The organism is Polynucleobacter sp. 31A-FELB, assembly GCF_018882405.1.
In the GTDB taxonomy this organism is placed as follows: domain Bacteria; phylum Pseudomonadota; class Gammaproteobacteria; order Burkholderiales; family Burkholderiaceae; genus Polynucleobacter.
The window spans coordinates 140136-155811 of the sequence record NZ_JACVOO010000002.1; the positions used below are offsets into that span (position 1 = coordinate 140136).

The following is a 15676-nucleotide window of genomic DNA, read 5'->3' on the forward strand; positions in this document are numbered from 1 at the left end:
AGTATATGCCGTCAGTCCTTCAGTTAACTCTCATCTTGCTGGCCTCCGGAGTGGCCGGGGTAGTTATTTTCCGCTATTTTGGGCTACCCCCCATTTTGGGCTATCTAGCCATCGGCGTCCTTATTGGGCCGCATGCCCTTGGTTTGGCCAATGATTCGGCCACAGTTAAGTATTTGGCTGAATTTGGCGTGGTTTTCTTGATGTTCTCGATTGGCCTGGAATTTAACCTCCACAAACTGCGGGCTATGCGAACCATCGTATTTGGCCTCGGCGGCAGTCAGGTCATTTTGACCATGCTCCTGGCGGTCCCCGCCAGCTTGTTGATGAACTGGATTTACCCCATTTCCTGGCAGGCTGCCATTGCTCTGGGGGGTGCCTTGGCCATGTCCTCAACTGCCATCGTCACCAAACTCATTTCCGATCGCTCTGAAATAGAAACTGAGCATGGACGCAACATCATCGGTATTTTGCTATTCCAAGATTTGGCAGTGGTATTCCTGTTGATTTTGTTGCCCTCGCTGGGCAAGAATCCCGGAGACCTATTCTTGGCCCTCACGGCAGCATCTATCAAGATCACAGTAGCCCTTGTACTCATTTTTGTAATTGGCCAAACCTTGATGAGTCGTTGGTTCAGTTTGGTTGCTAAGTTACGCTCCCAAGAACTTTTCATGCTGAACCTCTTACTCATTGTTTTGGGTATGGCAGGTCTGACTGAGCACTTTGGCTTATCGCTAGCGCTCGGGGCTTTCTTGGCAGGCATGTTGATTGCAGAGACACCTTATCGTCATCAAGTGGAAGAGGACGTCAAGCCATTTAGGGATGTACTTCTAGGTCTCTTCTTTATTACAGTTGGCATGCTGCTCGATTTCGAGGTGATCTATCAGCAGTGGATGCTAGTCCTTCTCTTGCTGATTGGACCGCTAGTCTTTAAGTTTGGCTTGATTGCTTTGCTGTCACGTGCGTTTGGTTCAAGCCCCGGCATCTCTATTCGGACGGGTTTGTGTTTGGCGCAGGCTGGTGAATTCGGCTTCGTTCTCTTAAACCAAATTGATGGCTTGGATTTAATTGATCCCGCTTTGAGTCAAGCAGTATTGGCGGCGATGCTGCTCTCGATGTTTGGCGCACCATTTTTGATTCAATATAGTGATCGTATTGCAATGCGCTTCTCGAGTAATGAGTGGTTATTGCAATCACTGGCACTGACACGTGTTGCCGCAAAAAGTGTCCGTACAGAAAACCATGTCGTCATTTGTGGGTTTGGTCGCTCAGGTCAAAGCTTAGCTCGCATGCTCGATCAAGAAAAAATCCCCTATATTGCTTTAGACATGGACCCAGATCGCGTGAAAGAGGCCGCCGCAGCTGGTGACAACGTGGTCTATGGTGATGCTAGTCGAGAAAATTATTTAGTGGCTGCCGGCTTATCGAGAGCAAAGGCAGTGGTGATTACTTATGCGGATACACCTGCAACATTAAAAGTATTGCATCAGGTCGAACATCTTCGTCCTGGTATGACGGTATTGGTGCGCACAAAAGACGATGCAGATTTAGCTAAGCTACAAGCTGCTGGCGCAACTGAGGTGGTGCCAGAGTTAATTGAAGGTAGCCTCATGATGGCCTCACACGTCTTGTTAATGATGGGTGTACCCATGCGTAAGGTAGTGCGTCGGATCACAAGTGCACGTGAAGCTCGCTATAGCCTTCTGCGCGGATACTTCCGTGGTGTTGCAGATGAAGTGGATTCCAAGGAGTCTTGGCGTTTGCATTCAGTCACTTTGCTGCCTGAGTCTGCCAGTATTGGACAGACTCTTGAAGGGTTGCATCTTGAAAATGAAGGTGTGAGCGTGCAAGCAGTCAGACGAAAAGTGGGAGGCTCTGACTATGTCAAATTAGAGCTCACCCCAGACTTGCGTTTGCAAGCTAACGACATCCTGGTGCTCTCAGGCAATTCAGAAGCGACCGATTTGGCCGAATCTAAATTGCTCGGATGATGTAATTCAACGGATTTAGTTTGAGTTACTTTTTCTTTTTGACGGCTGCTGGCTTACGAACCAGTAGTGGCGCTAAGTAGTGTCCGGTAAAGCTCGCTTCGTTCTTAGCAACTTCTTCTGGTGTGCCAGTAGCAATAATTTGCCCGCCGCCAGCGCCACCTTTAGGACCCAAGTCAATAATCCAATCGGCAGTTTTTATCACATCTAAGTTGTGCTCAATGATGACGATCGTGTTGCCTTGTTTCTTCAGTGTCTGAAGAACGGTCAGCAACAATTGAATGTCATGGAAATGTAAGCCCGTAGTTGGCTCATCCAAGATGTAGAGGGTTCTACCGGTATCACGTTTAGAAAGCTCTAACGAGAGTTTGACGCGTTGCGCTTCACCGCCAGATAAGGTTGTAGCGCTTTGACCTAGCTTGACGTAGCCCAAGCCTACGTCAAGCAAAGTTTTGAGTTTGCGTTTGACGATCGGAACTGCTTCAAAGAATTCATGAGCTTGCTCGATAGTCATCGAGAGTACTTCATGAATATTCTTACCTTTGTAGCGAATATCTAATGTCTCACGGTTATAACGTTTGCCGTGACAGACGTCGCAGGGCACATAGACATCAGGTAAGAAATGCATTTCTACTTTAATGACGCCATCACCTTCGCAGGCATCACAACGGCCACCTTTGACATTGAAAGAAAAACGCCCAGCTTCATAGCCACGCTCACGCGCAGCGGGAACACCGCAAAAGAGCTCTCTAATTGGCGTAAATAATCCAGTGTAAGTAGCGGGGTTAGAGCGAGGTGTTCTGCCAATTGGAGATTGGTCGACGCTGATGACTTTGTCAAAATTCTCCAAGCCTTTAATTGCGTCATGTGCTGCCGGCTCTGCATTCGAGCCGTAGATATGCTGCGCAACTGCGTGGTGCAGAGTGTCATTAATCAGTGTTGATTTGCCAGAGCCAGATACGCCAGTGACACAGGTTAATAGGCCTACTGGAATCTTGGCGTGAACGGATTGCAAGTTGTTGCCACGTGCGCCGATGATTTCTAAGAACTTGTCATTTACTGGAATACGTTTTTCTGGAACCGCGATCCACTCACGACCAGATAAGTAGGCGCCAGTTAAGGATTTTAGATTGGCTTCTACTTCTGCGGGAGTGCCTTCAGCAACGACTTCGCCTCCATGTACGCCAGCGCCAGGACCAATGTCAATGACATAGTCAGAGGCGCGAATCATATCTTCATCATGCTCAACTACTAGTACGCTGTTGCCCAAATCACGCAAATGCTTCAGGGTGCCGATGAGTCTATCGTTATCACGTTGATGCAAACCAATTGACGGTTCATCTAACACATACATGACACCAGTCAGGCCGGAGCCAATCTGAGAGGCCAGACGAATGCGCTGTGCTTCACCGCCGGAGAGGGTATCGGCACTGCGTTCAAGGGATAGGTAGTCCAAGCCCACGTCGTTGAGGAAGCGTAGACGTGAACCAATCTCTTTCACAATCTTGTCGGCGATTTCTCGTTTAGCACCTTTAAGTTCTAAAGACTCAAAATATTCTTTAGCTTCTTTTAAAGGCAGTGCGCTGATTTCATAAATGGCGCGTGATTGCTTGCCGTCACCCACTTTGACAAAGCGAGCCTCTTTGCGCAAACGGCTGCCATTGCATGAGGGACAGGTTTGTACATTTTGATAGCGTGATAATTCTTCACGAACTGTTGCTGAATCAGTCTCACGATAGCGACGCTCAAAGTTGGCAACAATGCCTTCAAAGGCATGTTCACGAATACTGTTCTTACCACGCTCGTTAATGTATTCAAATGGAATAGTGACATCGCCAGAGCCAAGCAAAATGAGATCTTGTTGTTTCTTATTCAGAGTCTCAAAAGGCTTCTCGACATCAAAGCCGCCATGCTTTGCAAGGGTCTGCAAGAGCTTGAAGTAAAACTGATTGCGACGATCCCAGCCCTTGATAGCGCCAGATGCTAGCGATAAATCGGGGTGAGCAACAATCCGTTTTGGATCAAAGAAAGATTGATGACCTAAGCCATCGCAGGATGGGCATGCGCCCATCGGATTATTAAATGAGAAAAGGCGTGGCTCAAGTTCTTGTAAAGAATATGAACAAATTGGGCAGGCAAATTTGCTGGAGAAAATCATCTCTTTGCCGGTGTCCATATTGACGATCATGGCTTTGCCATCAGCAAGGCGCAGGGCGGTCTCAAAAGACTCTGCTACACGTTGCTGAATGTCTGGACGTACTTTAATGCGATCTACAACCACTTCAATAGAGTGCTTGTCGTTTTTCTTGAGCGCGGGTAATTGATCAACCTCAAAGATCTCTGCTTTAGCGGTATTGGTTGTGCCGCCACCAGAGCGCACACGAAAGCGGACAAAACCCTGAGCTTGTAGGTCTTGGAATAAATCGACGAACTCACCTTTGCGCTCGCTCACCACGGGAGCCAAGATCATCAGTTTTGTATCTTCAGGCATGGCCAAAACGGTATCCACCATTTGAGAAACGCTTTGCGCTTCTAGTGGCAGATCATGTTCTGGGCAATGTGGTGTCCCAGCGCGCGCAAACAATAAACGCAGGTAATCATGAATTTCTGTAACAGTACCTACAGTCGAGCGAGGGTTGTGGCTGGTCGCTTTTTGCTCAATCGAAATTGCGGGGGAGAGGCCTTCAATCGTATCGACGTCTGGCTTTTCCATTAATTGCAAAAACTGACGTGCGTAGGCAGATAGTGACTCTACATAGCGACGTTGACCTTCGGCATACAAGGTATCAAAAGCCAATGAGCTTTTGCCAGAACCAGATAGACCGGTCAAAACGACCAATTTCTCTCTAGGGATATCTAGATTGATGTTTTTGAGGTTGTGCGTGCGCGCACCGCGGATCTTAATTTCGTTATTCATGATTTTTTAGCGTAACTTGTTAATATAGCCCTTTCCCATGAATCCTTCTGAACTTCGCTCCACTCTGGCCTTAGCAGGCATCTTTGGCCTCCGTATGCTGGGCCTATTCCTGCTTTTGCCGGTTTTCAGTATTCATGCGCGAGGCTTGCCGGGTGGCGAGCACGCCCTTTGGGTTGGATTAACCCTTGGAATCTTCAATATTGTTCAGGCCTGCTTCTATATCCCCTTAGGCCGCCTTTCTGACCGCATCGGTCGAAAACCAGTCGTTTTATGGGGACTTTCTTTATTTGTAGCGGGCGCCTTAATTTGCGCTGCTCAAGATGATCTTCTTTGGATTGCTATCGGTCGCGGGGTAATGGGTGCTGGCGCGGTTTCAGCTGCGATCTCTGCCTGGGTCGCTGATTTAACGCGTGAGCAGGTTCGCACTCGTGCCATGGCCTTAGTGGGTGGCAGCATTGCACTTTCATTTGCGCTGTCGCTTGTGATTGCTGCGCCAATTTATCGCTTAATTAGTTTGAGTGGGATTTTTATAGTTCTTGCAGTGTTGGGGATTGGGGCGATGTTTGTTACCTACTATGTTCTGCCAAGCACTAAGCCTGAGGCCAAGCTGCAACAAGCAAGTTTGAAAGAAGTATTTTTGCGTCCTGAGTTGATGCGTCTCAATGCAGGTGTATTTGTATTGCATGCAACTCAAGTAGCGATGTTCTTGGTAGTACCGCGTTTATTGGTGCAAGCGGGCCTGCCTTTAGCATCTCATTGGCAGGTTTATCTCCCAGTTGTTTTGCTATCTTTTTTCTTGATGGCACCAATTTTAATTTTTGGTGAAAAGAAGCAGCAGCTAAGAACTATCCTATTAGTAGCAATTGTTTTGCTTTTGATTGCCGAGATGTTGTTTACAAATACTGCTTCGATTACATCTATCGCGATTGCTTTATTGATTTACTTTGTGGGCTTTAACTTACTTGAAGCCTTACAACCATCATTGGTATCCCGCTTTGCCAAAGAATCTAAAGGTACTGCATTGGGTGTTTACAACACCACTCAATCGATTGGCCTCTTTACAGGCGCTGTAATTGGGGGCTACTTGATGGATAGCCATGGTGATTTATCGGTCTTTGTAATGGGCGCGGGGCTACTTTTATGCTGGCTTATAATTGCTTGGTCGATGGGTTCGATGCCAACAAGGGCTTCAGAATCAAAGGATGTAGCGGCAAGTACGTAACCGTAGCTTCATTGGTTTAATTTAAGCGAGTAGTTTATTTTTAGTAGTAATAACAGCAGTATTTTTCTTCGGGAGACAACATGGCTTCGGTAAATAAGGTCATCATCGTAGGTAACGTAGGGCGTGACCCAGAAACACGTTACATGCCAAGCGGCGACGCCGTAACAAACATTTCAGTAGCGACATCAGATCGTTACAAAGATAAGCAGTCTGGCGAAATGAAAGAAACCACAGAATGGCACCGCGTTGCATTCTTTGGAAAGCTTGCAGAAATCGCTGGTCAATATCTTAAAAAAGGTTCGCAGGTTTATGTAGAAGGTCGTTTGCGTACTCGTAAATGGACTGATGCTAGTGGCCAGGAAAAATATTCCACTGAGATCGTTGCAGAAACAATGCAAATGCTTGGTGGTAAGCCAGTAGGTGGCAGTGGTGATGGTGGTGAAAGCTATAGCCGCTCAAAGCCGGCTGAGCAGTCTGCTCCAGCATCTTCAAATGCTGCATCCCTTGGTGCAATGGATGACGATATTCCGTTTTAATTGGTACGTAAGCAGTTATTTGACTGCGTAGCGATCAACCCCAGCAAGCGCAGGCTTCCTGGGGTTTTCTTTTTCATACGGACGCATGCAAATGCTTGATTTACCGTATTCACCTTAAAATGTATCAATGAATTTTCTAGGGATAATCAAATCTCCACTTTTGGCATGTGTAGCCATTTGCGTTGCTGCTTTACCTCAGTCAACCTTGGCAGCCTCGTTTTTCTTTCCAGATATGAACCCCTCTTTTGTTAAAGGGGATCCTCCCGATTGGTTACATGATGGGCGAGGCAATGATGGATATCTCACGATTAGCTCTGAAGTGATTCCTGTGAGTAGTTGTACCCAAATGGCTAGCCGTAGTTTTTGGGGGTCTGATAAAACGCAGCTCGTGTTATCGGTTGTGACTCAGGGCTTCAAGGGTAAGCTCGATAAGTTAGAAATTCCGATTGCCACCTTTGATGGCAGGGAGGGTGGTTCTGAGTGCGCCTCACTGAGCACTACTCCTTTATCCATCGTTCCCATGACGGTGCTTGGAACTTATTCCATATTTAACCCGGGCGCGCTCTCTTTAGTCTTGAATGTCAGAAGTTCAAGCGACTCAAATCAGGATTTCATTGGGTCTGCCAAATTGCTATTGGGGGCTGCTGCAATAGTGGCAACTGGTGGTTCAGCAGCTGCGATTGGTGGGATTTCAGCAACAGTTGGAAATTCGGTGGTGGGTGAGACCCAAAAGAAAGCCAATAGCCTTTTGCAGGGAATGGTTGATGCTAAGGTCCCCGTTACCTTTAATTGGTCAGAATTACGCAAAGGGATTCGAGCGGTTGAAATCCACGTTTACAAAGCCGATCAAAGTGTTGGCAGCCTGACTGATAAGCAAATTCTGCAATTACAAAAAGATCCTAAATCTGAAAAGCAATTGCTATTTACTGTGAAGTTGGAGTTTCAATTTTTCCGTAGCGTGTTTTATCCAACGGTGTCCAATATTGAAGGATTGGCAAGTCGAGAAAATCTTTCATCTGAATATATTTTGAATTTCCAGATGCCTGGCTCGGGCCAAAATTTTATGCAGATCTTAAATAGTTCCGCTCCTAGTCTGCTACAGCGTATTGCCAAGGCGGAAGGCCCTGATTTAGCAAAGGCGTGCTCTTCGGGATTTACAAAACTGAAGACTGCTGGGCTTGATGATGTCGATAGCGCTATCGTCATGAAGTCATTTGTTGATGAGGCTAAGGGTAGCGATGCTTGGTATGCAAACCCAGCATTATTGAAAAACTGTTTCTCACAAGTGCCGAGTATTCAAAAAAATCTTGAACTGATTTATGGTCTCAGCGTAGCACCATCAAAACAGGTGATCGAGCCTTAGTTATTGCCTAGCGTGGCGGGTATTGTCTGGCCAAGGCGCATTGTGATCGGTGCGGAAAGGGTTGATATCTAACCCACCACGCCGTGTGTAACGCGCATAGACAGAAAGTTTCTCTGGCTTGCACTGGCGCTTGATGTCGCAGAAGATAGTTTCAACACAGTGCTCATGAAACTCACCTTTTTGCCTGAACCCAATCAGGTAGCGGAGTAGGCCCTCTTCCAAAATTGGCCGACCTTGATAGCGAATCTGCACACTTGCCCAGTCTGGTTGACCGGTCACCGGACAATTTGATTTGAGTAGATGGGACACCAAGCATTGCTCGATTGGTCCAAAAGATTCGTTTACTTCTAGCAAACCAGGGTCGGCAGATAGACTTGGGTCGATCTCGATGTCAAGGCGATCCATCAGGACGCCACTCATCTCCTGCATTCCTTTTTTGGCAATCAGTTCAGTTGGATTAATGCGGGTGGCAATCTTGCTGCCTGCTACTGCGGACAAATCCGTAATCAATCTTTCGCGCACTTCAGCTTCATCTTCGAAGCGGGCGCTATTCAGGCTATTGAGGTAGAGTTTGAATGACTTAGATTCAATCATATTGGGCGAATCTGCTGGAATCTGAAACTCCGCCAAAGCAATCTGCGGCTTCCCTTTTTTATTGAGCCAGCCAAGCTCAAAGGCATTCCAAATATCAACACCTACAAAAGGTAATGCTTGATTGGGTTTGATATCCAGCTTGAGGCGATTCTCAGAACGCGGAATAGGGAAGAGCAGGCTCGGATCATATTGATCGGGATATTGCGTTGCCTGGCCAAGTGGAATGGTGGACATTAGCTTTTAGGTTTATTAGAAACGCCAGATACAACATGACCAGTAGGTGCTACTGATGCAGCGGATTGGCAGTGACCTGTTTGGTCATCAAAGAAAAAGTCTGGTTCAAACTCGCGGAGGAATTCGCTTTTGGAAAGTCCGCCGAGGAACATGGCTTCATCAACATCGATACCCCAAGCCATCAACGTGCGAATGGCGCGCTCATGTGCAGGTGCAGAGCGAGCGGTAACTAAGGCGGTACGAATACGCATACCTTTTTCGCTGGTGCTACGTTGCAGGCGATGTAGCGCTTCTAGCAAAGGCTTGAATGGACCTGGCGGTAAAGGGATCGCAGCTTTCTTGCTTTCATGATCCACAAAAGCTACTAAGCCTTCGCTCTGAAATACTTGCTCTGCTTCATCGGAGAAAAGAACAGCATCTCCGTCAAATGCGATGCGGATTTCATTTGGATGGGATTCTGCAGTTTTGCTAGATTCTGGATAAACGCGCGCTGCAGGAAAGCCTGCATCAATCGTTGCACGTACATCATCCTCATTGGCCGAGAGAAACAAGTTGGCATGTAGCGAGCGCAGGTAGTGATAGGGTGGACGCCCTCTGGTAAATACACCGCGCTCTAAATGTAGGCCATGGTGCTCGGCCGAGCGGAATACGCGCAAGCCGCTCACAGGATCATTACGAGAGAGAATGACCACTTCAACGCGTTGCTCACCTTCTTCATTGAAAGCGAGCAACTTCTTTACTAATGGAAAAGCAACGCCGGTTTGAGCGGCTTTAGACAGGCGCTCTAACTGCAGTTTCATATAGGCGCTGTCATCAGTCGATTCAAAGATGCGATTCTCTTCTTCGAAATCAAACAGTGCGCGCGATGAAATCGCAACAACGAGTTTCCCGGTGAGTGTGTATGACATTTATGTATTACATCTCATTTAAGGAACAAGCGATAAGCCGGGTTATCAGTTTCATTCCAGTGCGGATATCCAAGAGAGGCCAAGAAAGTTTGGAATTTCTTCTGCTCATTCTTGGGAACCTGCAGGCCCACCAAGATGCGGCCGTAGTCTGCGCCGTGATTGCGGTAATGGAAAAGACTGATATTCCAATTGGGTGCCATGCTGGTGAGGAACTTCATCAGTGCGCCTGGACGCTCTGGAAATTCAAAGCGGTAAAGGAGTTCATCTTTTGCAAGAGTAGAGCGGCCGCCCACCATATGACGTAGGTGCGACTTCGCTAGCTCATCATGCGTTAGATCGATTGTTGCAAATTTTGCTTTACGAAAATGCTTTGCAATAGTGGTGCTATCGGCTGCTTTTTGTGTGCCGATACCCACAAAAATATGCGCTTCACTTTGATCGGCGATTCGGTAATTAAATTCAGTGACATTGCGATTACCAAGTAATTCACAGAAACGCTTGAAGGAGCCACGCTCCTCTGGGATAGTCACAGCAAAAACAGCTTCGCGGAATTCACCAACATCGGCGCGCTCAGCGACAAAGCGTAAGCGACTGAAGTTCATATTGGCGCCGCAAGCAATTGCTACCAATGTTTTCTTTTTCAGGCGGTGCTTCTCTACATACTTCTTCATGCCGGCAATGGCTAAGGCGCCAGCAGGTTCCAGAATGCTGCGGGTATCTGTGAAGACATCGTTGATGGCGGCGCAGATCTCATCAGTATCGACAGTGATGATGTCATCTACTACGCGTTTACAGATGCGGAAAGTTTCCTTGCCAACCAACTTGACAGCAGTACCGTCTGAGAAGAGGCCAACATCTTTCATCTCAATGCGCTTGTTGGCTTCGAGCGAACGTCTCATGGCATCTGAGTCTATGGATTGAACGCCAATCACTTTGGTTTTTGGGCTGACAGCTTTGACGTATTCGCCAATGCCGGCAATGAGGCCTCCACCACCGATAGCAACAAAAATGGCATCAATCGGCTCTTGATATTGCTGAAATATTTCTTGGGCAATCGTTCCCTGTCCAGCGATGACATCGGGGTCATCAAAAGGGTGAACAAAGGTCAAACCCCGTTTTTTCTCTAGCAGTTCAGAGTATTTGAAGGCATCGCTATAGGATTCGCCATGCAAAATTACCTCAACCCAAGACCCGCCGCGAGCCTTGACTGCGTCAATTTTGACGCTAGGAGTGGTGAGGGGCATCACGATGACTGCTTTGCACTTCATTTTTGCTGCCGCTAGGGCTACGCCCTGGGCGTGATTGCCTGCTGAGGCTGCAATTACCCCCCTTTTTAGGGCTTCTGGGGGTAAATGGGCCATTTTGTTATAGGCGCCACGCAATTTAAAGGAGAAAACCGGCTGGTTATCCTCTCTTTTCAGTAAAACTTGGTTACCTAAGCGCTTTGTGAGTTCGGGGGCTACTTGGAGCTCTGTTTCCCTGGCCACATCGTAGACTCGGGCCGATAAAATTTTCTTTAAATAGTTCGTTGCCATGCGATGAGCGTACCATGAATGGGCTCTAAGCCCTTAGATTTGCAAGGGTTTATCGCCATAGGCCAACATCTTTCTTGGTTTCCTGCCAATATCAAGATCCCTCAATTAAAATGCATATTTATCAAATATGACGCTATGAACGCTCCATTAGCTTTGAACCAGTTGCTGGATGCCGAAGCGGGCTCACCCCGCCTCCGCGAAATCCCCTACAACTACACCTCCTTTTCCGATCGTGAAATCGTTATCCGCTTATTGGGCGAGGAGTCTTGGCGTGTTCTGAATGATTTGCGTGGGGTTCGCCGCACTGGCCGTTCGGCTCGTATGTTGTTCGAAGTCTTGGGTGATATTTGGGTGGTTCAACGTAACCCCTTCTTACAAGATGACTTATTAGATAACGCTAATCGCCGTCAATTATTGATTGACGCACTATGGCATCGCCTTGGCGAAGTAAAGAAAAGATCTAGCGGTGAATCCGTGGAGCAGGTTCAGATTTTGTTGAAAGCCGCACATCGCGCGGTTGAAAATTTTGAGCAGGGCTTTAAGGAAGTTACAGAGATTCGTAAACGCGCTCGCAAAGAGCTTGGTCGCATTACTGCTTCTGACAATATTTGTTTTGATGGTGTCTCACGTGCAGCGCATGTGACTGATGCAACGGACTGGCGTGTTGAGTTTCCGCTGGTAGTTCTGAAGCCGGATTACGAATCTGAAATTCCTGGCTTAGTGAAAGCTTGCGTTGAATTAGGTTTAACTATTATTCCTCGTGGAGGTGGCACTGGTTACACGGGTGGCGCTATTCCTCTCTACGCTATGTCGGCAGTGATTAACACCGAGAAGCTTGAGCAAATTGATGCAGTTAAGCTCAAACATTTACCAGGCGTAGATCATGAAGTGTCTACGATCTTTACTGGTGCTGGCGTAGTAACTCGCAGAGTCTCAGACGCTGCAGAGCGCGCTGGGCTTGTGTTTGCGGTCGATCCGACTTCGGCGGATGCGAGCTGTATTGGTGGCAATATTGCTATGAACGCAGGCGGTAAAAAGGCGGTCTTATGGGGTACTGCACTTGATAACTTAGCCAGCTGGCGCATGGTGGATCCAGAGGGTAATTGGCTTGATGTCGAGCGCCTTGAACACAATCTGGGAAAAATTCACGTTGCAGAAAAAGTACGCTTTCAACTGACTTGGTCTGATGGTTCGAGTGAGCCAGGCGAGCGCATTCTCAAAACAGAAATTTTAGAAGTGGAAGGCAAGCGCTTCCGTAAAGAAGGTTTAGGTAAGGATGTGACTGATAAGTTTTTATCAGGCTTACCTGGCGTTCAAAAAGAAGGTTGCGACGGATTAATTACGAGCGCTACTTGGATTTTGCATCGCATGCCTAAATTCATGCGTACTGTTTGTTTGGAGTTTTTTGGTCAAGCACAAGAAGCAATTCCAAGCATTGTTGAAATCAAAGCTTATCTCGATGGCTTAAGTAAGAATGGCGGGCCAATCCTTGCTGGCCTAGAGCATTTGGATGATCGCTATTTGAGGGCGGTTGGTTACTCAACTAAATCCAAGCGCAATTCCTTGCCTAAGATGGTATTGATTGGTGATATCGCCGGTGATGATGAAGAGGCTGTAGCGGCAGCAACCAGTGAAGTCGTGCGCATGGCTAATAACCGGGTGGGCGAAGGCTTTGTGGCAGTTAGTGCTGAAGCGCGCAAGAAGTTTTGGCTGGATCGCGCACGTACTGCGGCAATTGCTCGTCATACCAATGCTTTTAAGATCAATGAAGATGTGGTCATTCCATTGCCACGCATGGGTGAGTACACCAATGGCATTGAGCGGATCAATATCGAGCTCTCCCTCAAAAATAAATTACAAGTTTTAGATGGTCTCGAAGCATTCCTGAAAAAGAGCGCCTTGCCGCTTGGCAAGAATGATGAAGATTATGAAATCCCGAGCGCTGAAATCTTGGGTGATCGTGTACAGCAAGCGCTTGAGCTGATTGCTAGAGTGCGAGCAAATTGGTCTGTGTGGCTTAAGGAGATGGATACCTACTTCCCAGGCTTGCAGAATTACAGCCTACGCGCTTCCTGGAAGACAGAAGTTCGTGCTGAGCTCAGAATTATTTTTGGCGGCTTAGCATTTGAGCCTATCCTCAATGAGCTAGAGGCTATTCATAAAAATATTTTGCGTAAGCGGGTGTTCGTAGCGCTGCATATGCATGCCGGTGACGGTAATGTGCATACCAATATTCCAGTGAATTCGGATGACTATGAGATGTTGCAAGATGCGCATCGCGCTGTCGATCGGATTATGAAATTGGCTCGCTCATTAGATGGTGTGATTTCTGGTGAGCATGGCATTGGTATTACGAAGCTGGAGTACTTGACTGAGGAAGAGCTTAAGGATTTCCGCGCCTACAAGAAGCGTGTAGACCCTGAAGGTCGCTTTAACAAAGGCAAGTTAATGCCGCATGCTGATCTCAGCATTGCCTACACTCCGAGTTTTGGTTTGATGGGTCATGAGTCCATCATCATGCAGCAGAGTGATATTGGCGCGATTGCTGATAGCGTGAAAGATTGTTTACGTTGCGGTAAGTGCAAACCAGTGTGTTCCACACATGTGCCGCGCGCTAATTTGCTGTACAGCCCGCGCGACAAAATCTTGGCAACTTCTTTATTGATCGAAGCTTTCTTATATGAAGAGCAAACGCGTCGTGGCGTATCGATTCGTCATTGGGAAATGTTTGATGACGTTGCTGCGCATTGCACCGTTTGCCATAAGTGTTTAACGCCATGCCCAGTCAAGATTGACTTTGGCGACGTAACCATGAATATGCGTAACTTGTTGCGCAAGATGGGTCAGCAGCGTTTCAATCCTGGAACGGCAGCATCCATGCTCTTCCTGAATGCTACCGATCCAGACACAATCAAGTTGGCTCGTAAGACCATGATTGGTTGGGGTTATAAGCTCCAGCGTTTGGGTAACGATGTTTTCCGTAAATTGGCGCGCAAGCAAACTGCGCATCCTCCAGCGACGGTCACAAAGCCTAATATAAAAGAGCAGGTCATTTTCTTTGTAAATAAGAAGATGCCTGGCAACTTGCCCAAGAAAACGGCTCGCGCACTCCTGGATATTGAAGATGCGAACTACGTTCCTATTATTCGTGATCCAAAAACAACTTCTGCAGATACAGAGGCCGTGTTTTATTTCCCGGGTTGTGGTTCGGAGCGTTTGTTCTCACAGGTAGGCTTAGCTACACAGGCAATGTTGTGGAATGTCGGCGTGCAGACTGTATTGCCTCCGGGTTACCTCTGTTGCGGTTATCCACAGCGCGGCAATGGCGACTTTGATAAAGCAGAAAAGATGATTACGGACAATCGCGTTCTTTTCCATCGCGTAGCCAATACCCTAAATTACTTGGATATCAAGACCGTCGTAGTCTCTTGCGGCACTTGTTATGACCAGTTGGCGGGTTATCAGTTTGAACAAATCTTCCCGGGTTGCCGCATTATTGATATCCATGAATACTTGCTTGAAAAGGGTGTCAAACTTTCAAATGTGACTGGCGTGAAGTATATGTATCACGATCCATGTCACTCACCAATGAAATTGCAAGATCCATTAAAGACGGTAAATGAGTTGATTCAGCAAGAAGACGGTAAAGCGATTCAGAAGAATGATCGTTGCTGTGGTGAGTCCGGAACTCTTGCGGTGACAAGACCTGATATCTCAACTCAAGTGCGCTTCCGTAAGCAGATTGAAATGGAGAAGGGCGCTAATGAATTGCGCAAAGATGATTTCACTGGTGATGTCAAAGTACTTACCAGTTGCCCATCTTGCCTGCAAGGCCTCACTCGCTTTGATGCGGATAGCGATACAACGGCTGACTATATCGTCGTTGAAATGGCGCAAAAATTATTAGGCCCTGATTGGATGCAAGATTATGTTTCCAAGGCAAACCAAGGTGGTATCGAGAGGGTATTGGTTTAATGATTCCAACTAATGTTGTTGTGCATCAACAATCAAAAGTACTAGAACTCAGCTATGAGAATGGCAATACTTATCGCCTTCCATTTGAGTTTTTAAGAGTGGTGTCTCCTTCAGCTGAAGTGCAGGGCCATGGCCCAGGGCAAGAAACTTTGCAAACTGGTAAGCGTGAGGTGCTCATTGCCAATATTGAGCCGGTAGGCCATTACGCACTCAAACCTTCTTTTTCAGATGGGCATGATTCCGGTTTGTATTCTTGGGACTACTTGCAATTTTTATGCGAGAACCACGAAGCTCTTTGGAAAGAGCACTTGGATAAATTAGCTGCTGCTGGTCTGGATCGCGACACTCCAATGAGTGTTGCTGGTGGTAAGTCTTGCGGTAGTCATTGAGCATTTAAATAAATAGAG

The 15676-nt window shown here is 47.2% G+C and carries 10 protein-coding genes; 6 read left to right on the plus strand and 4 right to left on the minus strand.

Going from position 1 to position 15676, the window contains the following annotated elements; translation table 11 throughout:
* Positions 1–5 precede the first annotated feature (5 nt).
* The gene (locus ICN30_RS02340; protein ID WP_216272946.1) at positions 6–1988 is read left to right on the plus strand and encodes a monovalent cation:proton antiporter family protein; all 1983 of its coding nucleotides are present in this window, start codon (positions 6–8) and stop codon (positions 1986–1988) included.
* Positions 1989–2013: 25 nt separating this feature from the next.
* Here the strand turns inward: ICN30_RS02340 and uvrA are convergent, their stop codons facing one another.
* Positions 2014–4902: an excinuclease ABC subunit UvrA gene (uvrA, locus tag ICN30_RS02345; RefSeq protein ID WP_216272949.1), complete on the minus strand. Its 2889-nt coding sequence runs from the start codon at positions 4900–4902 to the stop codon at positions 2014–2016.
* 37 nt (positions 4903–4939) lie between these two features.
* On the opposite strand from uvrA, the gene ICN30_RS02350 reads away from it, so the two are divergent.
* The 3 genes from ICN30_RS02350 to ICN30_RS02360 all read left to right on the plus strand — a co-directional run bounded on the left by ICN30_RS02350 (position 4940) and on the right by ICN30_RS02360 (position 8023).
* Positions 4940–6124: an MFS transporter gene (locus ICN30_RS02350; RefSeq protein ID WP_216272951.1), complete on the plus strand. Its 1185-nt coding sequence runs from the start codon at positions 4940–4942 to the stop codon at positions 6122–6124.
* A gap of 80 nt (positions 6125–6204) precedes the next feature.
* Complete coding sequence (gene ssb / locus ICN30_RS02355) at positions 6205–6660, plus strand: single-stranded DNA-binding protein (RefSeq protein WP_215333974.1); 456 nt, start codon at positions 6205–6207, stop codon at positions 6658–6660.
* A gap of 127 nt (positions 6661–6787) precedes the next feature.
* Entirely contained in the window at positions 6788–8023 is a 1236-nt protein-coding gene (locus tag ICN30_RS02360; RefSeq protein WP_216272953.1) for a hypothetical protein, read from the plus strand.
* Here the strand turns inward: ICN30_RS02360 and queF are convergent, their stop codons facing one another.
* From queF to ilvA, 3 genes are read right to left on the minus strand one after another with little or no spacing between them, the layout of a single operon-like run.
* Positions 8024–8851: an NADPH-dependent 7-cyano-7-deazaguanine reductase QueF gene (gene queF / locus ICN30_RS02365; protein ID WP_216272955.1), complete on the minus strand. Its 828-nt coding sequence runs from the start codon at positions 8849–8851 to the stop codon at positions 8024–8026.
* A complete protein-coding gene (locus ICN30_RS02370; protein WP_215333972.1) occupies positions 8851–9759 on the minus strand; it encodes a 5'-nucleotidase in 909 nt (302 codons plus the stop codon). Before ICN30_RS02370 ends, queF begins: the two co-directional genes overlap by 1 nt.
* 14 nt (positions 9760–9773) lie before the next feature.
* The gene (gene ilvA, locus ICN30_RS02375) at positions 9774–11294 is read right to left on the minus strand and encodes a threonine ammonia-lyase, biosynthetic (RefSeq protein ID WP_216272957.1); all 1521 of its coding nucleotides are present in this window, start codon (positions 11292–11294) and stop codon (positions 9774–9776) included.
* A gap of 135 nt (positions 11295–11429) precedes the next feature.
* Here ilvA and ICN30_RS02380 point away from each other — a divergent pair, with 135 nt between their 5' ends.
* On the plus strand, positions 11430–15269 hold the full coding sequence (locus tag ICN30_RS02380; RefSeq protein WP_216272959.1) for an FAD/FMN-binding oxidoreductase: 3840 nt from the start codon (positions 11430–11432) through the stop codon (positions 15267–15269).
* Positions 15269–15658: a gamma-butyrobetaine hydroxylase-like domain-containing protein gene (locus tag ICN30_RS02385; protein ID WP_216272962.1), complete on the plus strand. Its 390-nt coding sequence runs from the start codon at positions 15269–15271 to the stop codon at positions 15656–15658. The genes ICN30_RS02380 and ICN30_RS02385 overlap by 1 nt, the downstream gene beginning before the upstream one ends.
* The last annotated feature ends 18 nt before the right edge of the window (positions 15659–15676 follow it).

What these genes read in the sequence shown, in the direction of transcription:
- ICN30_RS02360 (WP_216272953.1), top strand. Translation starts at nt 6,788, where the DNA reads ATGAATTTTCTAGGGATAATCAAATCTCCACTTTTGGCATGTGTAGCC.
- ICN30_RS02370 (WP_215333972.1), bottom strand. Translation starts at nt 9,759, where the DNA reads ATGTCATACACACTCACCGGGAAACTCGTTGTTGCGATTTCATCGCGC.
- queF (WP_216272955.1), bottom strand. Translation starts at nt 8,851, where the DNA reads ATGTCCACCATTCCACTTGGCCAGGCAACGCAATATCCCGATCAATAT.
- ICN30_RS02385 (WP_216272962.1), top strand. Translation starts at nt 15,269, where the DNA reads ATGATTCCAACTAATGTTGTTGTGCATCAACAATCAAAAGTACTAGAA.
- ilvA (WP_216272957.1), bottom strand. Translation starts at nt 11,294, where the DNA reads ATGGCAACGAACTATTTAAAGAAAATTTTATCGGCCCGAGTCTACGAT.
- ICN30_RS02340 (WP_216272946.1), top strand. Translation starts at nt 6, where the DNA reads ATGCCGTCAGTCCTTCAGTTAACTCTCATCTTGCTGGCCTCCGGAGTG.
- uvrA (WP_216272949.1), bottom strand. Translation starts at nt 4,902, where the DNA reads ATGAATAACGAAATTAAGATCCGCGGTGCGCGCACGCACAACCTCAAA.
- ssb (WP_215333974.1), top strand. Translation starts at nt 6,205, where the DNA reads ATGGCTTCGGTAAATAAGGTCATCATCGTAGGTAACGTAGGGCGTGAC.
- ICN30_RS02380 (WP_216272959.1), top strand. Translation starts at nt 11,430, where the DNA reads ATGAACGCTCCATTAGCTTTGAACCAGTTGCTGGATGCCGAAGCGGGC.
- ICN30_RS02350 (WP_216272951.1), top strand. Translation starts at nt 4,940, where the DNA reads ATGAATCCTTCTGAACTTCGCTCCACTCTGGCCTTAGCAGGCATCTTT.